Origin of the sequence: Streptomyces sp. NPDC007088 (assembly GCF_042869355.1) — a bacterium.
GTDB lineage: Bacteria > Actinomycetota > Actinomycetes > Streptomycetales > Streptomycetaceae > Streptomyces.
This window is the reverse complement of the sequence record NZ_JBIAFO010000002.1, coordinates 237,470-259,734: the sequence shown is the minus strand read 5'-3', so window position 1 is coordinate 259,734 and position 22,265 is coordinate 237,470. Positions and strand designations below refer to the sequence as shown.

Annotated in this window: 20 protein-coding genes; 9 read left to right on the top strand and 11 right to left on the bottom strand. The window is 72.2% G+C overall.

Going from position 1 to position 22,265, the window contains the following annotated elements; translation table 11 throughout:
- The first annotated feature begins 110 nt into the window (after positions 1 to 110).
- Both ACFYMP_RS04250 and ACFYMP_RS04245 read left to right on the top strand, forming a co-directional pair.
- Positions 111 to 2,480, top strand: a complete 2,370-nt coding sequence (locus ACFYMP_RS04250; protein ID WP_388850223.1) for a ribonucleoside-diphosphate reductase subunit alpha — start codon at positions 111 to 113, stop codon at positions 2,478 to 2,480.
- Complete coding sequence (locus ACFYMP_RS04245; protein ID WP_388850220.1) at positions 2,480 to 3,538, top strand: ribonucleotide-diphosphate reductase subunit beta; 1,059 nt, start codon at positions 2,480 to 2,482, stop codon at positions 3,536 to 3,538. The genes ACFYMP_RS04250 and ACFYMP_RS04245 overlap by 1 nt, the downstream gene beginning before the upstream one ends.
- A gap of 108 nt (positions 3,539 to 3,646) precedes the next feature.
- Here the strand turns inward: ACFYMP_RS04245 and ACFYMP_RS04240 are convergent, their stop codons facing one another.
- The 10 genes from ACFYMP_RS04240 to ACFYMP_RS04195 all read right to left on the bottom strand — a co-directional run bounded on the left by ACFYMP_RS04240 (position 3,647) and on the right by ACFYMP_RS04195 (position 14,349).
- Positions 3,647 to 4,990: a cytochrome P450 gene (locus ACFYMP_RS04240; protein ID WP_388850217.1), complete on the bottom strand. Its 1,344-nt coding sequence runs from the start codon at positions 4,988 to 4,990 to the stop codon at positions 3,647 to 3,649.
- Complete coding sequence (locus ACFYMP_RS04235; RefSeq protein WP_388850214.1) at positions 4,990 to 6,111, bottom strand: multidrug MFS transporter; 1,122 nt, start codon at positions 6,109 to 6,111, stop codon at positions 4,990 to 4,992. The genes ACFYMP_RS04240 and ACFYMP_RS04235 overlap by 1 nt, the downstream gene beginning before the upstream one ends.
- Positions 6,112 to 6,413: 302 nt before the next feature.
- Complete coding sequence (gene def, locus ACFYMP_RS04230) at positions 6,414 to 7,079, bottom strand: peptide deformylase (protein ID WP_388850211.1); 666 nt, start codon at positions 7,077 to 7,079, stop codon at positions 6,414 to 6,416.
- A gap of 102 nt (positions 7,080 to 7,181) precedes the next feature.
- Positions 7,182 to 8,183: a tetratricopeptide repeat protein gene (locus ACFYMP_RS04225; RefSeq protein WP_388850208.1), complete on the bottom strand. Its 1,002-nt coding sequence runs from the start codon at positions 8,181 to 8,183 to the stop codon at positions 7,182 to 7,184.
- A gap of 197 nt (positions 8,184 to 8,380) precedes the next feature.
- On the bottom strand, positions 8,381 to 9,670 hold the full coding sequence (locus ACFYMP_RS04220; protein ID WP_388850205.1) for an HD-GYP domain-containing protein: 1,290 nt from the start codon (positions 9,668 to 9,670) through the stop codon (positions 8,381 to 8,383).
- Positions 9,667 to 11,094 (bottom strand): HD-GYP domain-containing protein, encoded by a 1,428-nt coding sequence (locus ACFYMP_RS04215; RefSeq protein WP_388850202.1) that lies wholly within the window; start codon positions 11,092 to 11,094, stop codon positions 9,667 to 9,669. The genes ACFYMP_RS04220 and ACFYMP_RS04215 overlap by 4 nt, the downstream gene beginning before the upstream one ends.
- A 363-nt stretch (positions 11,095 to 11,457) precedes the next feature.
- On the bottom strand, positions 11,458 to 11,781 hold the full coding sequence (gene rsrA / locus ACFYMP_RS04210) for a mycothiol system anti-sigma-R factor (protein ID WP_388850199.1): 324 nt from the start codon (positions 11,779 to 11,781) through the stop codon (positions 11,458 to 11,460).
- Positions 11,778 to 12,443, bottom strand: a complete 666-nt coding sequence (locus tag ACFYMP_RS04205; RefSeq protein ID WP_363148693.1) for a sigma-70 family RNA polymerase sigma factor — start codon at positions 12,441 to 12,443, stop codon at positions 11,778 to 11,780. Before ACFYMP_RS04205 ends, rsrA begins: the two co-directional genes overlap by 4 nt.
- Positions 12,444 to 12,733: 290 nt before the next feature.
- On the bottom strand, positions 12,734 to 13,372 hold the full coding sequence (locus ACFYMP_RS04200; protein ID WP_388850195.1) for an alpha/beta family hydrolase: 639 nt from the start codon (positions 13,370 to 13,372) through the stop codon (positions 12,734 to 12,736).
- A 155-nt stretch (positions 13,373 to 13,527) separates the two neighbouring features.
- Complete coding sequence (locus ACFYMP_RS04195) at positions 13,528 to 14,349, bottom strand: SOS response-associated peptidase (RefSeq protein WP_388850192.1); 822 nt, start codon at positions 14,347 to 14,349, stop codon at positions 13,528 to 13,530.
- A 49-nt stretch (positions 14,350 to 14,398) separates the two neighbouring features.
- On the opposite strand from ACFYMP_RS04195, the gene ACFYMP_RS04190 reads away from it, so the two are divergent.
- The 6 genes from ACFYMP_RS04190 to hisN all read left to right on the top strand — a co-directional run bounded on the left by ACFYMP_RS04190 (position 14,399) and on the right by hisN (position 20,108).
- Positions 14,399 to 15,121, top strand: coding sequence for a M50 family metallopeptidase (locus ACFYMP_RS04190; protein WP_388850189.1), 723 nt, complete (start codon positions 14,399 to 14,401; stop codon positions 15,119 to 15,121).
- A 175-nt stretch (positions 15,122 to 15,296) separates the two neighbouring features.
- Entirely contained in the window at positions 15,297 to 16,637 is a 1,341-nt protein-coding gene (gene aroA / locus ACFYMP_RS04185) for a 3-phosphoshikimate 1-carboxyvinyltransferase (RefSeq protein ID WP_388850186.1), read from the top strand.
- A gap of 14 nt (positions 16,638 to 16,651) precedes the next feature.
- Entirely contained in the window at positions 16,652 to 17,662 is a 1,011-nt protein-coding gene (rsgA, locus tag ACFYMP_RS04180) for a ribosome small subunit-dependent GTPase A (RefSeq protein WP_388850183.1), read from the top strand.
- Between the two features lie 157 nt (positions 17,663 to 17,819).
- Positions 17,820 to 18,143, top strand: a complete 324-nt coding sequence (locus ACFYMP_RS04175; RefSeq protein ID WP_388850180.1) for a DMT family transporter — start codon at positions 17,820 to 17,822, stop codon at positions 18,141 to 18,143.
- A gap of 204 nt (positions 18,144 to 18,347) precedes the next feature.
- A complete protein-coding gene (locus tag ACFYMP_RS04170; RefSeq protein WP_388850177.1) occupies positions 18,348 to 19,175 on the top strand; it encodes an alpha/beta fold hydrolase in 828 nt (275 codons plus the stop codon).
- A 114-nt stretch (positions 19,176 to 19,289) separates the two neighbouring features.
- The gene (gene hisN, locus ACFYMP_RS04165) at positions 19,290 to 20,108 is read left to right on the top strand and encodes a histidinol-phosphatase (protein WP_388850174.1); all 819 of its coding nucleotides are present in this window, start codon (positions 19,290 to 19,292) and stop codon (positions 20,106 to 20,108) included.
- A 79-nt stretch (positions 20,109 to 20,187) separates the two neighbouring features.
- On the opposite strand, the gene ACFYMP_RS04160 is transcribed toward hisN, so the two are convergent.
- Complete coding sequence (locus ACFYMP_RS04160; RefSeq protein ID WP_388850171.1) at positions 20,188 to 21,639, bottom strand: catalase; 1,452 nt, start codon at positions 21,637 to 21,639, stop codon at positions 20,188 to 20,190.
- Between the two features lie 207 nt (positions 21,640 to 21,846).
- On the opposite strand from ACFYMP_RS04160, the gene ACFYMP_RS04155 reads away from it, so the two are divergent.
- Positions 21,847 to 22,263, top strand: a complete 417-nt coding sequence (locus ACFYMP_RS04155; protein ID WP_388850168.1) for a Fur family transcriptional regulator — start codon at positions 21,847 to 21,849, stop codon at positions 22,261 to 22,263.
- The last annotated feature ends 2 nt before the right edge of the window (positions 22,264 to 22,265 follow it).

The following is a 22,265-nucleotide window of genomic DNA, read 5'->3' as shown; positions in this document are numbered from 1 at the left end:
GGGCCTCGCGGAGTGGGCCGGTGGATGTGTCGCCCCGCCCTGCCCCGGGCCCGTGCGCCGCTCCCCGCTGCCTCCCGCCGGCCCACAGCCGAGCGAGGGAGAGCCACACAGTGACCATCGCGCCAGCAGATCCCGCTTCAGCGGTCACGGCCGAACAGGATCTTCCGGGAACCGCCCTGTTGCGGACCCTGACGAATCTCACCGCCGATCTCCCCGACACCGACCCCGGCCGGGTCGCCGCCGCCGCCCTGCGCGGCCGCAGCGCCCACGCCGACGAGGCGGAGCTGCGCGAACTGGCGACCGAGGCCGCCGCCGGTCTCATCTCGGAGGACCCCGCCTACTCGCGGCTCGCCGCCCGGCTGCTGACCCTCGGCATCACCGAGGAGGCCCGCAGCCAGGGCGCGCACACCTATGCCGAGTCGGTCGCCGTCGGCCACCGCGAGGGCCTGATCGGTGACAGCACGGCCCGCTTCTGCGCACTGCACGCCGAGCGGCTCGACGCGCTGATCGACCTGGAGGGCGACGACCGCTTCGGCTACTTCGGCCTGCGCACCCTCTACAGCCGCTACCTGCTGCGCCACCCGATCACCCGCAAGGTGATCGAGACTCCGCAGTTCTTCATGCTGCGCGTGGCCTCGGGCCTGGCGGCGGACGAGTCGGCGGCCGCGGTGGACGAGGTGGCCTCGCTGTACCGGCTGATGAGCCGCCTCGACTACCTGCCCTCCTCCCCCACGCTGTTCAACTCCGGTACGCAGCACCCGCAGATGTCCTCGTGCTACCTGCTGGACTCGCCGAAGGACGAGCTGGACTCGATCTACGAGCGCTACCTCCAGGTGGCCCGGCTGTCCAAGCACGCGGGTGGGATCGGCATCGCGTACTCCCGTATCCGCGGCCGCGGTTCGCTGATCCGGGGCACCAACGGCCACTCGAACGGCATCGTGCCCTTCCTGAAGACGCTGGACTCCTCGGTCGCGGCGGTCAACCAGGGCGGCCGGCGCAAGGGCGCCGCGGCGGTGTACCTGGAGACCTGGCACTCCGACATCGAGGAGTTCCTGGAGCTGCGCGACAACACGGGCGAGGACCAGCGCCGCACCCACCACCTCAACCTCGCGCACTGGGTCCCGGACGAGTTCATGCGCCGGGTCGCCGAGGACTCCGAGTGGTCGCTGTTCTCCCCGGCCGACGTCCCCGGGCTGACCGACCTGTGGGGCGAGGAGTTCGAGACCGCGTACCGCGAGGCGGAGGCGGCCGGGCTGGCGCGCAGGACGCTGCCGGCCCGCGAGCTGTACGGGCGCATGATGCGCACCCTCGCGCAGACCGGCCAGGGCTGGATCACCTTCAAGGACCACTCCAACCGCACCGCGAACCAGACCGCCGAGCCCGGTCACACCGTGCACTCCTCGAACCTGTGCACGGAGATCATCGAGGTCACCGACGACGGCGAGACGGCCGTGTGCAACCTGGGTTCGGTGAACCTGGGCGCCTTCGTCGAGAACGGGGACATCGACTGGGAGCGGCTGGACGAGACCGTCCGCACCGCCGTGACCTTCCTCGACCGGGTCGTGGACATCAACTTCTACCCGACCGACCAGGCCGCCACCTCCAACTCCCGCTGGCGTCCGGTGGGTCTGGGCGCGATGGGCCTGCAGGACGTGTTCTTCAAGCTGCGGCTGCCCTTCGGCTCCCCGCAGGCGAAGGCGCTGTCCACCCGGATCGCCGAGCGGATCATGCTCGCGGCCTACGAGGCGTCCGCCGACCTCGCCGAGAAGCACGGACCGGTGCCCGCGTGGGAGAAGACCCGCACGGCGCGCGGGGTGCTGCACCCCGACCACTACGACGTCGAGCGGACCTGGCCGGAGCGCTGGGAGGCGCTGCGCGCGCGGATCGCGCGGACCGGGATGCGCAACTCGCTGCTGCTCGCGATCGCCCCGACCGCGACGATCGCCTCGATCGCCGGTGTCTACGAGTGCATCGAGCCGCAGGTCTCCAACCTGTTCAAGCGCGAGACGCTGAGCGGGGAGTTCCTCCAGGTCAACGGCTATCTGGTCAACGACCTCAAGAAGCTCGGCGTGTGGGACGAGCGCACCCGTGAGGCGCTGCGCGAGGCGAACGGCTCGGTGGCCGGCTTCCACTGGATTCCCGAGGACGTACGCGAGCTGTACCGCACCGCCTGGGAGCTTCCGCAGCGCGGGCTGATCGACATGGCCGCCGAGCGGACCGCCTTCCTCGACCAGTCGCAGTCGCTCAACCTCTTCATGGAGACGCCGACCATCGGGAAGCTGTCCTCGATGTACGCGCACGCCTGGAAGAAGGGCATCAAGACCACGTACTACCTGCGTTCGCGTCCGGCGACCCGGATCGCGCGCGCGGCCGGTTCCGGGGCCGCCACCGCCTCGGTCCCCGCCCAGCAGTCCGTGCCCGACGCGGACGCGATCGCCTGCTCCCTGGAAAACCCCGAGTCCTGCGAGGCCTGCCAGTAATGACCACCACTCCCACGGAAGAGAACACCGCGGCCGCCGCCCCCGGCGCCAAGGCCGTGAAGAACCTGCTCGACCCGGGCTTCGAACTGACCCTGCGTCCGATGCGCTACCCGGACTTCTACGAGCGCTACCGGGACGCGATCAAGAACACCTGGACCGTCGAGGAGGTGGACCTCCACTCGGACGTGAGCGACCTCGCGAAGCTCTCGCCGATGGAGCAGCACCTGATCGGCCGGCTGGTGGCCTTCTTCGCCACCGGTGACTCGATCGTCGCCAACAATCTGGTGCTGACGCTGTACAAGCACATCAACTCCCCGGAGGCGCGGCTGTACCTGAGCCGTCAGCTGTTCGAGGAGGCCGTGCACGTCCAGTTCTACCTGACGCTGCTCGACACCTACCTGCCCGATCCGGACGACCGGGCGGCGGCCTTCGCGGCGGTGGAGAACATCCCGTCGATCCGTGAGAAGGCGGAGTTCTGCTTCAAGTGGATCGACGAGGTCGAGAAGCTCGACCGGCTTCAGTCCCGGTCGGACCGCCGGCGCTTCCTGCTCAACCTGATCTGCTTCGCGGCCTGCATCGAGGGCCTCTTCTTCTACGGCGCCTTCGCGTACGTGTACTGGTTCCGCTCGCGCGGACTGCTGCACGGTCTGGCCACCGGCACCAACTGGGTGTTCCGGGACGAGACGATGCACATGAGCTTCGCCTTCGACGTCGTGGACACCGTCCGCAAGGAGGAGCCGGAGCTGTTCGACGACCGCCTGGAGCAGGAGGTCAAGGACATGCTCGCCGAGGCCGTGGAGGCGGAGCTGCAGTTCGCCCGTGACCTGTGCGGCGAGGGGCTGCCCGGCATGAACACGGAGTCGATGCGGGAGTACCTGGAGTGCGTGGCCGACCAGCGCCTTCAGCGGCTCGGTTTCGCCCCGGTCTACGGTTCGCGCAACCCCTTCTCCTTCATGGAGCTCCAGGGCGTGCAGGAGCTGACCAACTTCTTCGAGCGCCGCGCCTCGGCGTATCAGGTGGCGGTCGAGGGTTCGGTCTCCTTCGACGACGACTTCTAGTCGGGTTCCGGGCGGGCCGGGTACGCGTCGTGCCCGGCGCCTCCTGATCCGCGAAAGGCCCGTTCCCCCCGGGGGGAACGGGCCTTTCGCGTGCTCCTCTTCGCCGGGTCAGGGGCGGGTCAGGCGCAGCAGGGCGCGTTTGGGCTGGAGGGTGATGCCGATCCTCGGCTCGTTGACCGTCCCGGGGACGGTCTCGACGTGCCAGTCGCGGACGGTGTTGGCGAGGACCAGCGCCGTCTCGGTGAGGCTGTAGTGGTCTCCCGGGCACTTCCGGTTGCCGGTCCCGAAGGGCATCATCGCGTATTTCGGCACCCGCGCGGCCCGTTCGGGAAGCCAGCGGTCCGGGTCGAAGCCGGTGGCATTCCCGAAGGAACGCGGATCGCGCTGGAGGGCGTAGGGGCAGTAGAGCACATCGGCTCCGGCCGGAATGCGGTAGCCGCCCAGTTCCGTCTCCGCCACTGTTCTGCGGGTGAATATCCAGGCGGCCGGGCGCAGCCGCATGGATTCGGTCAGCAGATTCCGGGTGGCCGTGAGCTTGGGCAGATCCTCGAAATCCACCGGGCGGCGCGGTGCGACGGTATCCACCTCCTCCCTTATCCGCCGTTCCCACTCGGGGTGTTCGGTCAGCAGCAGGAAGGTCCAGGCGAGGGTCGCGGCGACGTTCTCGGCGGCGGCCACGACGAGCGAGACGACGTTGTCGTGGATCTCCCGGTCGGCCAGCGGGACCCCCGTCTCGTCCCTGGCGCTCAGCAGGACGGCGAGCAGGTCCTCCCCGTCGCCCTCGGCCCCGCCCTCGTGCGCGCGCCTGCCGTCCGCGATGATCTGGCCGACCAGCGAGTGCAGTTCCGTAAGGGCCCGGTTGAAGCGCCGGGCGGCGGGGGTCGGCAGCCGGTGCAGCGGTCCGAAGGAGAGGACCATGCGCTGGTACAGGCCGCTGAAGACGGTGTGCAGGGCCTCCGCGATCCGGTCGGAGCGCTCGCCGCTCGCGTCGACCTCCAGGAGGGAGCGGGAGACGATGCGGACGCCGGTGCGGAACATCTCGGCGCCCATGTCCACGACCGAACCCTCCTGCCAGCCCTCGGCGGTGCGGACGGCCTCCTCGGTCATGACCGAGGCGTAGGCGGCGATCCGGTCGGGCCGGAACGCGGGCTGGATCGTACGGCGCTGACGGCGGTGCAGCGCCCCGTTGCTCGTGGCGACGCCCTTGCCGAGGAGGATCTCCAGGGTGTCCCACAGGGGGCCGCCGACCGCGTAGTCGGGGCTTCTGAGCAGGGTGCCGACCAGTTCGGGGGCGCACACCGCGTAGACCTGCTTGGGGCCGAGCGCGATACGGACGACTTCGCCGTGCTCGCGCAGTCCGGCGAGGAAGCCGAGCGGTCCGCGGGCGAGCGTCAGGGCGTGGCCGAGCACGGGGAGCCGGCCGCCGACGAGGGGCACGGGGCGGTCGTTCATCAGCGGTCCCCTTCCGGCGGGCGCGGGGCGGCGGGGCGGCCGTCGTCGTCGTTCACATAGGGCGGCAGGGCGGGATCGCTCCAGTGGTCCACGCGGTAGCGTCCGGATTCGTGGTGGAACCAGTAGACGGCCGGAAACCAGTTCCGCATATTCCCGACGCATGACAGAACGGCATTGCGGAGACCGTCCCCCCGTTCCCCGCCCCCGGCGTCCCCGGCCGCGAGGGTTTCCGCGAACTCCGTCACCTCCCTTTCCGCTTCCAGGAATGCCGAGACGCGGCCCTCGACTCTTTTCCGTACTTCGGCGACGGCTGTTTCGAGGGTCAGCTCCTCGTGCCGTATGAGACTTATCCCGAGATTGTGCACCTCGTCCCCCGCTATTTCCTTCGGCAGCGAACACAGGTCGTTGTACCAGGCCGAGAAGTCCTGGCAGGCGAGACCGGCGGCCCGGTAGGCGGGGTGGTGGCGGACCTCGCAGGGCAGTTCGGCCCCGGCCACCACCTCCAGCAGGTCGAGCCAGATCTCGTGGCCGAAGGTGAGCCGGCGCAGCGCCACGTACTCGTCCACGGTGGGCACGGTGGCCCCGGTGCGGTTGCCGAACTCCCGGTCGTAGGCGTCGATCACCGGGTGGAAGTGGCGGGCGAAGCGGGTACGCCAGCCCGGCCCGGCCGACGCGCCCATGCGCAGGACGCAGTCCGCGAAGGCCGCGACCAGCGGGTCGGCGTGGTGCAGGTGGGAGGCGGGCGCGTCGAGCGAGCGGTGCAGGTCCTCGCACAGGGCGCTCCAGGCGGCGTCCCGGCCGTGTACCGCGTCGCGGTCGTGCCGGTCGTCCCACGCGAAGAACCAGATGCTGAAGTCCGCGATGGCGCTGAGCGTCGCCTCGGAGGCGCCGAGGTAGTAGCCGGCCACGAGGTCGGTGTAGCGCAGCCCGTCGACGTGGGCCTCGGCCCGGACCGGGTCCATGAGCCGTTTTTCCACGACCCAGAGCCTCGACTTCTCCTGAAGCTTTGGCCAATACTCGTGGAGACGGCGAGTGAAGTCCCTTTCCACCGCGGCGATCCGGAAGGCCGCAGGGACCGTCGCCGCCGGAGTCGGTGAAGTACTGGACGGGAAAGCAGGCACGAGCGAACCCCTTTCGGGCGCCGGACGGCTCGGACCGGGTCCCCGTCCCCGGTCCGGGCCGTCGTAAAACACAGCGCTTTCCATTCAGCCCTACAACTGACCCGAAAGGGAACAGATTTGGGCCAGGAATCATCTCCGGGTGCCGGGAACACGCCCCGGACTGACCGGAATCGGTAGTTCCACGCCTCCTTCCGCCTCGTAAACCCCAAAGGAACTATCGGCATATGACAAAGCGCCCGGCCGGAGGCAAGGCCCGGCCGGGCGCTTCGTCAGGGGCGCGCCGCACTCGCGGGCGCGACCGGTCAGTCGTTGGGCACGGTCTCGTAGCGGGGTGTGCCCTCGGCCATCTGCCGCAGCGCGTCCTTGCGGTCCCGCTTCGAGAGCCGGTCGATGTACAGGTAGCCGTACAGGTGGTCGGTCTCGTGCTGGAGGCAGCGCGCGAAGTAGCCGGTGCCGCGCACCTTGACCGGGTGCCCCTGCTCGTCCTGCCCGGTCACCTCGGCGTAGTCGGTACGCGGGGTCGCCGCGTAGGCCGTGGGCACCGAGAGGCAGCCCTCGTTCGAGTCGTCGAGCCGGCGGCGCTCGGCGGGCAGCTCCGTCAGGACCGGGTTGCAGACCACGCCGACGTGGCGGACCCCGTCGTCGTCCTGGCAGTCGTAGACGAACACCTTGAGGTCGACGCCGATCTGGTTGGCCGCGAGGCCGACCCCCTCGGCGGCCCGCTGGCTCGCGAACATGTCGTCCACGAGGGCGGCCAGCTCCGGGCCGAACTCCGTGACGTCCCGGCACTCCTTGTGCAGGACCGGGTTGCCGACGACGGTGATCGGGCGGGCCGTCCCGCGCGCGCGGTGCGCCTCCTCGCGCTCCTCGGCGTCCTCCGTGTCGACGACGAAGCCCTCCTCGTCGACCGGGAGCACCCCCGCCTGTCCCCGCTCCGCCTGCTCCTGCTCAGTGTCCTGCTGCGCCATGTCCGCCGCTTTGCCTTCCTGGAAACCCGGGGCCGCGCGGGCCGCCTCGGCCCCGCAAGCCCTCTTCTGCTGCCCGCACAGCCTACGGCCCCGGTGCGGCCCTCAGCAGACCTCTTCCAGATCGCGCCAGCCCCGGGAGTCCGGGCTGTCCGCGATCCAGCCGTCCAGCAGCCCGCGCACCAGCTCGCGGGGGGCGGCGATCCCGCACTCCCGCTCGGGCGCCCAGCGGGCCCCCGGGTTGTGGTGGCCGAGGGGCCCGGGGTGACCGGGCTCACTGTGGTCGTGCGGGTCCTGGCGGTCGCCCTCGCCCGCCTCGCTGGGCATCCGGCTCTCCGAACAGGAGCGGCACAGCAGCCGTACCGAGGAGGACCAGTCCTCGGCGGCGAAACCGGCGTCGGCGGCGAGCTTCTCCAGCGCGTCCCGGTCCTCCTCGGTGGCCGCCTCGAGCAGCACCACCCAGGTCGGCACGGGGGAGGGTGCCCACAGCTCGATCTCGTCGAACACCGGGAAGGACTCGCCTCCCGCGGTGGTCCGCTCCCCGTTGGGGACCCCGTCGTGCAGCACGACCTCGCCCCAGCGGCGGCCCGAGGAGGGCAGCGGCACCGACAGCACCTCGATCCGGGCCGGGTCGACACGGTTGCCCCACACCACCTCGGCCTCGCCCTCGGGCGACAGCCGCACGGCGGCGCTGCCCAGGTCCATCCCCGTCGGCGGCTCACCGGGCGCGGCGGCGGCGCTCGCCGGCATCCGCAGCCCGTACGCCTGCCAGGCCCGGCGGGCCAGCGGCCAGTCCTGGAGGGCGGTCGCGGCGATCCCCACGTTCCACCAGTCCGGGGCGCCGCCCGAACGGTCCAGCAGCGCCACCGCGCGCAGCCCGGCGGTCCTCGCCTGCTCCCAGTCGTGGCGGAACTTGTGCAGCAGCGCCAGGTTGAACCACGACTCCGAGAGCCAGGGCTCCAGGTCGGCGGCGCGGGTCAGCAGCGCTCCCGCGTCCTCGTAGCGGCCGTCACCGATCAGCGTGAACGCGCGGTCCGTGGCCTGCCGCCAGGAGGCGGAGGGCCTGTGCCGTCCCTTGCCGAAGATCCTCACGATTCCCGCCTGCATCCCCGCTGCCGTTGACTTCCCGGCGGCCGCCCCCGTGTTCCCCCGGGCCGGCCGGCCTCGCCGCCCGGGGCTCTCCCGGCCGGTTCCGTACGGTCCTGTTCCCGCACGTCCGGCGTCCGAGGGGGTCTCAAACACCCCCGGGCGCCTGTCTTCGCATCCAACCACGGACGGCCGTACGCCCGCTCATTACCCATGGGTTACCCAGTGCGGGGCCCGCTAAGGCCACCTCGGGACACGACCCTCGCCAGACATTCGACGACGGCGGGCTCGTACTGGGTCCCCGCGGCCCGGCGCAGCCGCTCCAGCGCCCGCGGGCACCCGGCCGGCCCGTCCGCCCCGCCGGTCGCGCCGGGCTCGGCGGCGGCCAGTTCGTCGTACGCGTTCGCGGCCCGCACGATACGCGCGCCCAGCGGCTGCCGGTAACAGGGGTCGGCCTGCCGCTCCACGACGACGGCGACCTCGGCCGGGACACCGGCCTGCCGGGCCACCTCGGCGCCCAGGACGGCGATCCGGCGCTGCTGGGCGGCCGGCAGCCCGCTCGTGGCGCCCCCCGGCACCGGGTCCACCAGGGACAGCTGCCCGATGTCGTGCATGAGCGCCGCGTACTCCAGGACGGTCAGCCGCCGCTCGCTCAGTCCCAGCTCGCGGCCCATCGCCCGGCTCAGCGCGGCGACCCGGGCGGCGTGGCCCGGCGGGGTGTGCCCGGCGATCTCGGTGGAGCGGGCCAGCGCGGCGATGGTCTGCCGGTAGACCCCGCGCACCGCGGCGTACCGCGCGAAGGAGAACTGTGCCAGGAACATCGGTACGGCGATCAGCGGCAGCACCCACACCCCGGCGACGCCCACCGCGAGGGCCGCCGCGGCGCCCGCCACGCACACCGCGGAGCCGATGCCCCACCGGGCGCGCAGCTCCTCGCGCAGCAGTCCGCCGTACGGCCAGCGGGTGCGGCCGTGCTCCAGGAGGGCCGCGAGCGTGGCGTCGCACAGGACGGCGAGCAGGACGACGAGGACGATCCAGGCCACGAACAGCGGACCGCCGCCGATCTCGTACCCGTGCGCGGCGCCCGCGGCGTACAGCGGGCGGCACAGCAGCGCCACGAAGGCGAGGGTCAGCAGGCGGCGGGCGAGCCGTTCGGGCCCGGGGTCCCGGCCGAGCGCGAGCAGCGGGAGACTGCCGGCCAGCGCCCCGGTCACGGCCACGGCCATCACCTGGAGCACGCCGTGCCGCGCCGGCGCCCCGGCGACGGTGGCGAGCAGTCCGTAGCCGAGGGCGGCGGCGGAGGCCAGCGGCGCCGGTTCGCTCTCCTCGGCGTTCTCGCGCCGGGTGGCCTGGCCCACGGCGACCAGCAGCGCGAAGCCGAGCGCGGTGCCCGGACGGTCGACGCCGGCCGCCGCCGTCCCGGCGCAGGCCGTGGCGCCCAGGACCAGCACCGCGCCGTACACCAGGAGCAGGGCGCGGGGCGCGGAGCGCGGCACGGCCGTGTTCATGCCTCGCCCTTCCTGGTGAGCCCGTCGCGGCGGGCCGCCGGTACCTCGGTGGCGGCCGGGTCCGGCCCGCCCGGCGGCGGCGGGAGGGTCTGCGGCCCGACGTGCACGACCGGCTGCCAGCCCTCCTTCGCCAGGGCGCGGACGAAGGCGGCGACCACGCGCGGGTCGAAGTGGCTGCCCGCGCAGCGTTCGAGTTCGGCGACGGCCACCTCGACGGGCCGGGCCCTGCTGTAGGAGCGGGTCGAGGTCATCGCGTCGAAGGCGTCGGCGACGGCCACGACCCGGGCGGCCTCGGGGATGCCGGTGCCGCCGAGGCGGTGCGGGTAGCCGGTGCCGTCGTAGCGCTCGTGGTGGTGCAGGATCGCGGCCCGCGCCTCGTCGAGGAAGCGGATGTCGCGCACCATCTCGTGGCCGTACTCGGGGTGCAGGCGGATCAGGTCCCGCTCCTCCTCGGTGAGCGGCCCGTCCTTGCGCAGCACGCGGGTGGGCACGGCGAGCTTGCCGAGGTCGTGCAGGAGGCCCGCGAGGCGCAGTTCCTCGGCGCGCGCGGGGTCCATGCCCAGCTCCCTCGCGATCATCGCGGCGGCCTGGCCCACCCGCTGTCCGTGGCCCCGGGTGTAGCGGTCCTTGAGGTCGACGGCCTGGACGAGGGCGCGCAGCGTGGCCTCGTGCGCGGCGCGTTCCTGGTGGTAGAGGGCGAAGACCCAGCAGGACAGGTACATGGGCAGCAGCGCGGGCAGCGCGGCCGGTGGTCCGTAGGAGCTGAGCCACAGCAGCGCCATGGTGAGGGCTGCGCAGCCGTGCACGAGGACGGCCGCGAGGGAGCGCAGCGCGGCCCCGTCCCGCCGCGCGGCCGCTTCCGCCGCCGGCCGCCGGTCCGTGCTGCGGCGCAGCGCGCCGTCGAGCAGGGCGAGGACCGCCCAGAAGGCGAGGACGGCGGCGAGTGCGGGCAGCAGCAGGTCCGGCCTGGCGCGCGACAGGGCCCCGGGGCCGCCGAGCAGGTGGTGCGCGCAGGAGCCCGCCGCGCAGGCCACGGCGAGCCGCGCGGGCCGCCACAGCCTCCGCGCGGCCACCGGCCGGCCCTCCGCCCCGGCGAGCAGCGCCCCGGGGACGACGACCAGCGCGGCCTGCGCCGGGGGCAGCAGCAGCGCCCCGGACAGCGGCACGGGGTAGAAGGTGCCCATGCCCCGGGGCACGCGGCTGCCGAGGACGGGGCAGCGCGGAATCCGCTCGCACAGCGCGTGGAGCACGAGGAGGACCGCGATCCGTCCCCAGTACGGGGGTTCCTGCGGATAGGGCAGACGTACCGCGAGCGGCGTCGCGAGCAGGGGCAGGACGCAGCCGAGACCGGCCAGGGCGGTGCCCAGGCCGAGGGCGCGCGCGGACGGGGAGAGGACCCGCGCGGACGGTGTGAGCATCCTCATGGCGCCTCCCCCGGCGGGCCCGGTCCCTCCGGTCCCCGGGCCGAACTCGCGTCGGCCCCCGGCCGGTGGGGGACGGCCCCGCACCGGCCACAGGATGGGGAGAATAGGGGCGCGACGGGACGCTCAGGACGGCTTCGGCGACTTCCCCCCGTTCCCCGGCCCGGGATTAACGCGTTCGGGTGAAGCGGGGGGCGTACGGCCGCACTCGGGCATATGCCGGGTGCGCGGGCGCGCGGTGTGGGGAGGCGAGGGAGGGGCGCCGGCGCGCCGCGGCTGCGGGAGCGCGGCCGTCCGGAACGCGCGGAAGGGCCGTGACCCATGAGGTCACGGCCCTTCTCGGCCCGTCCGCTCCCGGCCGACGGTTCAGGACTCCTTGACCGTTCCCGGGACGTCGGCCACGGAGGCCGTGATGTCCTGGTCTGGCACGGCCTGCCCGGAGCGGATCAGGTCGATCCGGCCCAGGACCTTGGCGCGCAGGTCGGAGGGGACGTCGTCCTGGCCGCAGCAGCGCTTGACGAGCTGCTTGACCGCCTGTTCGAGTCCGTACTTCTCCAGGCAGGGGTTGCACTCCTGGAAGTGGTCCTCGTACTTGACGCACTCGGCGTCGGGGATCTCGTGGTCCAGGATCTCGTAGAGGTGGTCGAGGACCTCACTGCAATCCGTCTCGTGCGGCTCTCCGCAGCTCATGAGCCCGAGCCTTTCAGGTCGTCCGGCTGTCCGGCGCCGGCCGGGACCAGTCCGCGGTCGCGGGCGTAGTCCTCCAGCATTCCGCGGAGCTGGCGGCGGCCTCGGTGCAGCCGGGACATCACCGTACCGATGGGTGTCCCCATGATGTCCGCGATCTCCTTGTAGGCAAAGCCCTCTACATCGGCGAGGTAGACCGCGATGCGGAATTCCTCGGGGATCGCCTGGAGCGCGCGCTTCACGTCGGAGTCGGGCAGGTGGTCGAGCGCCTGCGACTCGGCGGAGCGCAGCCCGGTCGACATGTGCGACTCGGCGCGCGCGAGCTGCCAGTCCTCGATCTCCTCGGCGGCGCTGCGCTGCGGCTCACGCTGCTTCTTGCGGTACGAGTTGATGAACGTGTTGGTCAGGATGCGGTACAGCCACGCCTTGAGGTTGGTGCCCTCGCGGAACTGGTGGAACGACCCGTACGCCTTCGCGTACGTCTCCTGGACCAGATCCTCGGCGTCCGCGGGGTTGCGCGTCATGCGCAGCGCCGCCGAGTACATCTGGTCGAGGAACGTGAGCGCGTCCCGCTCGAAGCGCGCGCTGCGCTCGGCGGCCGACTCCTCGGGCTGCCGCACCTGGCCGTCTTCCGTCCCTGCGTCGGTCCCAGTGACCCGACCCACCTCCTCCGACACCGTGGCGGCGCCCCTCAGTGGCCGCGCGCTCGTGTCGGAGAATAGTCGACCTTCGGCCCGGGGGGCCGGACGATCCACGCCACTCGGCCCGCTGAAAGGGGTCGTCTTCGCCGCGGGCAGGACCGACCAGTCCAGGGCTGTGGACCTACGACTGGGGCAAAGGGTGGATCCCATGCGGCGGTCTTCCTCTCGTGCTTGGCTGCAACTACGCCTGGCACAACAGGAGTCGTCCCCGTACTATTCCGCCGCCCCACGGGGGGTGCTCGCGGGGACCGCCCCTACGCCTCGCGACCGAGGCCGGAGATCCAGTGACGGACGGAGCGGGTGAGCAGGCTCACGGCCTCCTCCTGGCCCAGCGGCGCCCGCTTCGGTACGGCGAAGCCGTGGTCCCCGTTCGGGATGCCGGCCAGTTCGTACGCGCCGCGCGGGAACTCGGCGGGTTTCCCGAAGGGGTCGTTGCCGCCCTGCACGACGAGGGTGGGCACTCCGGTGCCCAGCAGTTCCTCCGCCCGGCTCCGCTCGGGGCGCCCCGGCGGGTGCAGCGGGAAGCTCAGCGCGAGGACGGCCGCGGCGCCCAGCGCGGCGGCCGTCCGGCAGGCGACCCTGGCCCCGGCGCTGCGCCCTCCGGCGACGACGGGCAGTCCGGGCGCGGCGAGCGCCGGCCACACCGCGTGCCAGCCCGCGTCGAGGGTCTTCGGCGCGGGCGCCACCTTCTTCCCCGCCACCCGCCAGGGCTGCTCCACCAGGGCGACGGTGACGCCGTCCGGGGGAAGGGCCCCGGCCAGCGCCCGCAGATCGCGTGCCTCGATACCGCCGCCCGCCCCGTGCCCGAGGGCGAGGACGAGCCGGGGGCGCGGCGCGGGATGCCAGGTGACGCGGGCGGGCCCGGCGGGGGCCTGAACGGTTTCCTCGTGCATCCCGCCATTGTCGTGTCCGGCGCGCTCCGGCTCTGGTCGCGGCGGTCCTCCTCGGCACGTGGGTCGTGGCCGCGCGGCCCCACCCTGTAAGGCCCGGAGCGGCTCGGAGAGGCCCAGAACCGCTCATAACTACTCAGAAGCGGGTCAGGAGCGGGTCAGAACAGCGTCTCCTCCTCCGGTCCCTCCAGTTCCTTGAGCAGTTCCGGCCCGTTGTTGCGCACGTTGCTGACGGCGGTGGAGACCGGGAAGGCCCGCATGAGGCCCTCGGGCGGCGGGGCGAGCAGTTCCCGCAGTCCGTCGACGTCCGTGCGGGCGGGGTCCAGCCACGCCTCCCACCGGTCGGGCGTGAGCATGAGCGGCATACGGGGGTGGATGTCGGCGAGCGAGCGGGGGCCCTCGGCGGGCGGGACGGCGAGCGGCGCGGTCTCGGCCTCGGTCGTGATCACCGTGCAGGTGACCCACCAGGCGCCCGGGTGGTCGTCGGGCAGGGTCCGGTCGCGCCAGAACTCGTAGAGCCCGGCCATCGCGAAGACGGAGCCGTCGGCGGGGGTCACGAAGTAGGGCTGCTTCCGCGGCCGCTTCCTGCGCCCCCGCTCCTCCAGCTGCCGCTCCTCGGCGCCGGTGACCCACTCGTAGTAGCCGTCGGCGGGCAGGAGGCAGCGGCGGGCCGCGAAGGCCCGGCGGTAGGAGGGCTTCTCGTGCACCGTCTCGGCGCGGGCGTTGATCATCCGGGCACCGCCCTCCGGGGTCTTGGACCACGAGGGCACCAGCCCCCACTTCAGGGGGCGCAGCTGGCGAACCGGACGGCGCGGATCGGCGTCCTCCTCTTTCAGGGGGCGGGCGAGGACCGCGGGGACCTGTTTGGTCGGGGCGACGTTCCAGTCCGGGGCGAGCGTCTCGGCCGGCTCCCACTTCTCCACCTCGAACAGGGCTGCGAGATCCTCGGGGCCACGACTGGCCGCATACCGTCCACACATAGCTGCCAGCCTGCCATGCCCGCGCGCGCCACGAGGAGCCTTCCGCCCCATGCACACCACCTCTCTCGCCGGACTCTGGGACGGCTCCGACGGGCTGTTCGGCAGCCAGCCGGAACCCGCCCGCTGGCTCGTCCTGACGACGCTGCTGTTCGCCCTGTTCGCGGTGGGCCCGCGCCTGATATGGCGCCTGTCCCGCAACGCGGTGACGATCGCGCACGAGGGCGGGCACGGACTGGTCGCCCTGCTCAGCGGCCGCCGGCTGGACGGCATCCGGCTGCACTCGGACACCTCCGGCCTGACGGTGAGCCGGGGCCGGCCCACCGGGATCGGCATGATCCTGACGGCGGCGGCCGGCTACACCGCTCCCCCGCTGCTCGGACTCGGCGGCGCCTGGCTGCTGGCCGCGCACCACATCACGCTGCTGCTGTGGGCGGCGACCGCGCTGCTGCTGCTCATGCTGGTGATGATCCGCAACGCGTACGGGGTGCTGACGGTGTTCGTCACGGGCGGCGCCTTCCTCCTGGTGTCCTGGCTGACCGAGCCGGAGGTGCAGTCCTTCTTCGCGTACGCGGCGGTGTGGTTCCTGCTGCTGGGCGGGGTGCGCCCGGCCTTCGAGCTCCAGGCGAAACGGCGCGGCGGCGGGGCCCCGGAGTCGGACGCGGACCAGCTCGCGCGACTGACCCACGTACCGGCCGGGCTGTGGTTGCTGCTGTTCCACGCGGTGTCGCTCGGCTGCCTGGTCGCCGGCGGGCGCTGGCTGCTGGATCTGTGAGGCCCGGGAACCGCCGCCGCCCCGGCCGGGCGGGTGGACGGCAGGGGCGGACGGGGCGGACGGGGCGACGACTGGGCCGGCGGAGGATGGATGCCCTTACCATCTCTCTGTTTCGGTCCGGTTTCAGCACTTTTGATCAGGATGATGGTTCACCCGGAGCCACTAAAGTGAAGACATGACCGAGACCCCAGCACTTACCGACCTCTGGCCCGCCCCGCTCGCGGACGGGCCCGTCAACGCGACGGTGCAGGTGCCCGGCTCCAAGTCGGTCACCAACCGGGGGCTGGTGCTCGCCGCGCTCGCCGCCGAGCCCGGCTGGCTGCGCCGCCCGCTGCGCTCCCGGGACACGCTCCTGATGGCGGGCGCGCTGCGCGCCATGGGCGTCAAGATCGAGGAGACGGTCTCCTCCAGCTCCTCGGCGACCGGGGACCCGGCGGCCGGCGGTGAGGCCTGGCGGATCATCCCGGCCGGCCTGCACGGCCCCGCCACGGTGGACGTCGGCAACGCGGGCACGGTCATGCGTTTCCTCCCGCCGGTCGCGACGCTCGCCGACGGCACCGTCCACTTCGACGGCGACCCGCGCTCCTACGAGCGGCCGCTGCACGGCGTGATCGACGCGCTGCGCGCGCTCGGCGCCCGGATCGAGGACGAGGGCCGCGGCGCGCTCCCGCTGACCGTGCACGGCGGCGGCGCGCTCGACGGCGGCAAGGTCGACATCGACGCCTCCAGTTCCTCCCAGTTCGTGAGCGCGCTGCTGCTGTCGGCGCCGCGCTTCAACCAGGGCGTCGAGGTCCGGCACACGGGCCCCTCGCTGCCCTCGCTGCCGCACATCCGGATGACCGTCGACATGTTGCGCTGTGTCGGCGCGCAGGTCGACGAGCCGGAGACGGGCGGCGAGGCGAACGTGTGGCGGGTCTCGCCGAGCGCCCTGCTGGGCCGCGACCTGACCGTCGAGCCCGACCTGTCGAACGCCCAGCCCTTCCTCGCGGCGGCCCTCGTGACGGGCGGCCGGGTCCTGGTCCCGGACTGGCCGCTGCGCACGACGCAGCCCGGTGACCGGCTGCGGGAGATCTTCACCGAGATGGGTGGTTCCTGCGAGCTGACGGAGCAGGGCCTCGCCCTGACCGGCTCCGGCCGGGTGCACGGCATCGACGTGGACCTGAGCGACGTCGGGGAGCTGACCCCCGGTCTCGCGGCGGTCGCGGCGCTCGCCGACTCCCCGTCCACCCTGCGCGGCATCGCCCACCTGCGGCTGCACGAGACGGACCGGCTGGCGGCGCTCACCAAGGAGATCAACGAGCTGGGCGGTGACGTCACGGAGACCGCCGACGGCCTGGTGATCCGGCCCCGCCCGCTGCGCGGCGGCGTCTTCCACACCTACGACGACCACCGCATGGCCACCGCCGGGGCGATCCTCGGCCTCGCGGTTCCCGGTGTCGAGATCGAGAATGTGGGGACCACCGCGAAGACGCTGCCCGACTTCCCCGATCTGTGGACCGGGATGCTCGGGAACTGACGGCCGGGACTCTCATGCGCCGCTACGGGAAGAACCCCGACGAGGACGACATCCGCGTACGCCCCGGCCGCCGGGGCAGCCGCCCGCGTACCCACATCAGGCCCAAGCACGAGGACGCCGCGGGCGGCATGGTGCTGACCGTGGACCGGGGCCGCATCACCTGCCTGGTCGAGGACCGGGTGGTGCTCGCCATGAAGGCCCGGGAGCTGGGCCGCAAGGCCGCCGTGGTCGGTGACCGGGTGGCGCTGGTCGGGGACCTGTCGGGGGCCAAGGACACCCTGGCCAGGATCGTGCGGATCGAGGGGCGTTCCTCGGTCCTGCGCCGCACGGCGGACGACGACGACCCCTACGAACGGGTGGTCGTCGCCAACGCCGACCAGCTCGCCGTCGTCACCGCGCTCGCCGACCCCGAGCCGCGTCCGCGCATGATCGACCGCTGCCTGGTCGCGGCCTACGACGGCGGCCTGTCCCCGCTGCTCGTACTGACCAAGTCCGATCTCGCCTCGGCCGACTCGCTCCTGGAGACCTACGCCCCGCTCGGCGTGCCCTACGTCGTCACGAGCCGCGAGGAGCTGTACGACGGGGACGCGGCGCAGCGGGTGCGCGCGCTGCTGGAGGGGAAGGTCACGGCCTTCGTCGGGCACTCGGGCGTCGGCAAGACGACGCTGGTCAACGCCCTGGTGGCCGCGGACCGGCAGCGTACGACGGGCGTGGTCAACGCGGTCACCGGTCGCGGCCGGCACACCACGACCTCCGCGCTCGCGCTGCCGCTCGCCGAGGGCGGCGGCTGGGTCGTGGACACTCCCGGTGTGCGCTCCTTCGGGCTGCACCACGTGGACCCCTCACGGGTCGTGCTCGCCTTCCCCGATCTGGAGCCGGGTACGGCGAACTGCCCGCGCGGCTGCTCGCACGACGAACCGGAGTGCGCGCTGGACGCGTGGGTCGCCGAGGGGCACGCCGACCCGTCCCGGCTGTACTCCCTGCGCCGGCTGCTCGCCACCCGGGAGCGACGCGAGGGCGACTGATCCCCCGGGGTTTGTGCCCGCCAAAGAAAAGGTAAAGGCATAATCGCGGCAGGCCCCCGGCCGACGGCCCGTCACGGGCGCACCGGGCGCGGGGTGGTGGCACGCGCCACGGCCCGGGACGCGGGAGACACGCGGGACGCAAGGGGAGGCAACACATATGGCGTGGCTGCTGGTCATCGTGGCCGGGCTGCTGGAGACGGGCTTCGCGGTCTGCCTGAAGCTGTCGCACGGGTTCACCCGGATCTGGCCGACGATCGCCTTCGCCTCCTTCGCCCTCGGCAGCTTCGGCCTGCTGACGCTGGCGCTCAGGAAGCTCGACATCGGCCCGGCCTACGCGGTGTGGACCGGGATCGGCGCGGCGGGGACGGCGATCTACGGCATGGCCTTCCTCGGCGACATGGTGTCGGTCCTGAAGATCGTCTCGATCTCCCTCGTCATCGCCGGGGTCATCGGCCTCCAGCTCTCGGGGTCGGCGCACTGAACGGGTGACCCGCCCCCCGGGGCGAAGGGGTGGGCCGCGTCGGACAGGGACGAGCCGTGTTCCCGCTCTCCGCCCTCCTCGCCCGCCCCGACCGGTCGCCGCGGAATTCCCCGTATGCCCTAATGGTCATAACGCCGGTGGACGGGTGCGCTGTGCGCCGTCCGCCCTCCCGCTGCCTCTCAGGGGCGCACGAGAGGAACACGTATGCCCATCGTGACCACGCGCGACGGTGTAGAGATCTTCTACAAGGACTGGGGCGAGGGACGCCCGGTCGTCTTCATCCACGGCTGGCCGCTGAACGGGGACGCCTGGCAGGACCAGCTCAAGGCCGTGGCGGACGCCGGTTTCCGCGGTATCGCCCACGACCGGCGCGGCCACGGCCGTTCCACCCCGGTGTGGGACGGCTACGACTTCGACACCTTCGCCGACGATCTCGACGACCTCCTCACCCGGCTCGACCTGCGGGACGTCACGCTCGTCGCGCACTCGATGGGGGGCGGCGAACTCGCCCGCTACATCGGCCGGCACGGCACGGACCGCGTCAGGTCCGTCGTCCTGCTGTCGGCGATCACCCCGCTCATGCTCCAGGGGCCGGACAACCCCGAGGGCGTGCCGCAGAGCGTGTTCGACGACATCAAGAAGGGCATCCTCGCCGAGCGCTCCCAGTTCTGGAAGGACACCGCGGTCGGGTTCTTCTCCGCGAACCGTGAGGGCAACAAGGTCACCCAGGGCAACAAGGACGCCTTCTGGTACATGGCGATGGAGGAGACGATCCAGGGCGGAGTGGCCTGTGTGGACGCCTTCGCGGCCACCGACTTCCACGAGGATCTCAGGAGGTTCGACGTCCCCACCCTCGTGGTGCACGGCGACGACGACCAGATCGTCCCGGTCGACGCGACCGGCCGCAAGACCGCGAAGCTCGTGCCGGGCGCCGAGCTGAAGGTCTACGAGGGCGGCTCGCACGGCATCGCGCTCGTCCCCGGGGACAAGGAGAGGTTCGGCAAGGACCTCCTGGAGTTCCTGAAGCGCTGAGGGCGCCCCCCGGACGCGGTCCCCGGCGGGCGGGCCCCGCCCACCCGCCGGCCGCGGCCCGGCGCGCGCCGCGCCCGCTGGCCCGGGGACGAAGCGGATCGATACTGTTCCGCCATGGCCGACTATCACGATGATCTGCGTCTTGCCCATGTGCTGGCCGACGCGGCCGACGCGACGACGATGGAGCGGTTCAAGGCCCTGGACCTCAAGGTCGAGACGAAACCGGACATGACGCCGGTGAGCGAGGCCGACAAGGGCGCCGAGGAACTGATCCGCAGCCACCTCCAGCGCGCCCGGCCCCGGGACGCGATCCTCGGCGAGGAGTACGGGCTGCGCGGTACCGGTCCGCGCCGCTGGGTGATCGACCCGATCGACGGGACGAAGAACTACGTGCGCGGGGTGCCGGTGTGGGCCACCCTCATCTCGCTCATGGAGGTCGTGCCGGGCCAGGACGGCGAGCAAGGCACCTGGCAGCCGGTGGTCGGCGTGGTCTCCGCGCCGGCCCTGCAACGGCGCTGGTGGGCGGCGAAGGGCCACGGCGCCTTCACCGGCCGCAGCCTGACCTCGGCGAGCCGCCTGAAGGTCTCCGGGGTGTCCCGGATGGCCGACGCCTCCTTCGCGTACTCCTCACTGACGGGCTGGGAGGAACAGGGGCGGCTGGGCGGCCTGCTGGACCTGAGCCGCGCGGTGTGGCGCACCCGGGGCTACGGCGACTTCTGGCCGTACATGATGGTCGCGGAGGGTTCGGTGGACATCTGCGCGGAGCCCGAGCTGTCGCTGTGGGACATGGCGGCCAACGCGATCGTGGTGACCGAGGCGGGCGGCAGTTTCACCGGTCTGGACGGACGAGCCGGGGTGCACGGCGGCAACGCGGCGGCCTCCAACGGGCTGCTCCACGACGAGTTGCTGAGCTACCTGAACCAGCGGTACTGAATCGCGCGCCCCGAGGACGCCGGAACGCCCGGCCCCCTGCTGCGGGGGCCGGGCGTCCGGCGTTCGGTGAGCGGAGGGGTCAGCCGCGAAGGGCCTGGACCGCGGCCTCCAGCCGCTTGCCGAAGTCGGGGTCGGCCTGACGGAAGTTGTTGACGGCCCGCACGGCGATGTCCTCGCGGGTGACGCCCGAGATGTTCTGCGCCAGGTTCTCGATCAGGCGCTCCTTCGCGTCCTCCGGCAGGAGCCGGTAGAGGTTGCCGGCCTGCACGAAGTCGTTGTCCTCGGCGTGCGAGGGCGCCACGTGGTTGCCGGTCGTCCCGGACACCGGGGTGGGCTGCCACAGCGGCTGCCCGGTCTCGACCGCGCCGCCGAAGCTGTTGGGCTCGTAGTTCTTGGTGCCCTTGTGGCGGCCGTCGTAGAGGTAGCCGTCCCGGCTGTTGGTACGCGCCTCCGTGGCGTGCGGACGGTTGACCGGCAGGTGGTCGGCGTTGATGCCGACGCGGTAGCGGTGCGCGTCGCCGTAGGCGAACAGCCGTCCCTGGAGCATCTTGTCGGGGGACGGGCCGATGCCGGGCACGAAGTGGGCGGGGCTGAAGATGGACTGCTCTACCTCGGCGAAGATGTTCTCCGGGTTGCGGTTCAGCTCCAGCTTGCCGATCTCGATCGGCGGGTAGTCCTCGTGCGGCCACACCTTGGTCAGGTCGAAGGGGTTGAAGCGGTACGTGGCCGCCTCGGCCTCCGGCATGATCTGCACCTGCACGGTCCAGGACGGGAAGTCGCCGCGCTCGATGGCCTCGCGCAGGTCGCGCTGGTGCGAGTCGGGGTCGAGGCCGGAGGTCTCGGCGGCCTCGGAGGTCGTCAGCGTCTTGATGCCCTGGTCGGTCTTGAAATGGTACTTGACCCAGAAGACCTCGCCGGCGGCGTTGTTCCACTGGTAGGTGTGCGAGCCGTAGCCGTTCATGTGGCGGTACGAGGCGGGGATGCCGCGGTCGCCGAACAGCCAGGTCACCTGATGCGTGGACTCGGGCGAGAGGCCCCAGAAGTCCCAGACGTTGTCCGCCTCCTGGGAGCCGGTGTACGGGTCGCGCTTCTGGGTGTGGATGAAGTCGGGGAACTTGATGGCGTCCTTGACGAAGAACACCGGGGTGTTGTTCCCGACGAGGTCGTAGTTGCCGTCCTCGGTGTAGAACTTCAGCGCGAAGCCGCGCGGGTCGCGCACGGCGTCGGCCGCGCCGAGGTTGCCGGCCACGGTGGAGAAGCGCAGGAAGGTCTCGGTCTGCTTGCCGACCTCGGAGAGGAACCTGGCGCGGGTCCACTGGCTGACGTCGCGGGTCAGCGTGAAGGTCCCGTAGGCGCCGGCGCCGCGGGCGTGCACGACGCGCTCCGGGATGCGCTCGCGGTTGAAGTGGGCGAGCTTCTCCAGCAGCGCCTGGTCCTGCACCAGAACCGGGCCGCCGACGCCCGCGGTCTCGCTGTTCTGGTTGTCGGCGACCGGAGCCCCGGCCTCCGTGGTGAGCGGTCCCTGCGTCACGTGCGCCTCCTGCGTCGTTCCCGGCCCCTGGTGCGAAAAGTGGCCCTGAAGTAAGAAGCCGCCGCGCCCGGCCGCCGGTGTGTGACCTGACGACTTCCCCTTGGCGAGCGACAAGCCCGATCCTACAATGGACATTGTCTAAGTCAAGCGACCATCCAACCTCACACACGTTCGGGTCTAGTGCCCCTGACTGTTAGGCTTGAGGACATGAGCGACCTTTTGGAACGTCTGCGTGGACGCGGTTGGCGGATGACTGCGCAGCGACGCGTCGTGGCCGAGGTCCTCGACGGGGACCACATGCACCTGACCGCCGACGAGGTGCACGCGCGCGCCGTCGAGCGACTGCCGGAGATCTCCCGGGCCACGGTCTACAACACGCTCGGTGAGATGGTCTCGCTCGGCGAGATCCTGGAGGTCGCGACCGACCACCGGGCCAAGCGCTACGACCCCAACGCCCACCACCCGCACCAGCACCTCGTGTGCGCGCGCTGCGGGGCGATCAAGGACGTCCGCCCCTCCGGGAACCCGCTGTCCGACTTGCCGGTGGCGGAACGCTTCGGCTACACCGTCTCCGACGTCGAGATCACCTACCGGGGCCTGTGCCCGGACTGCGCGGGCACCTGACC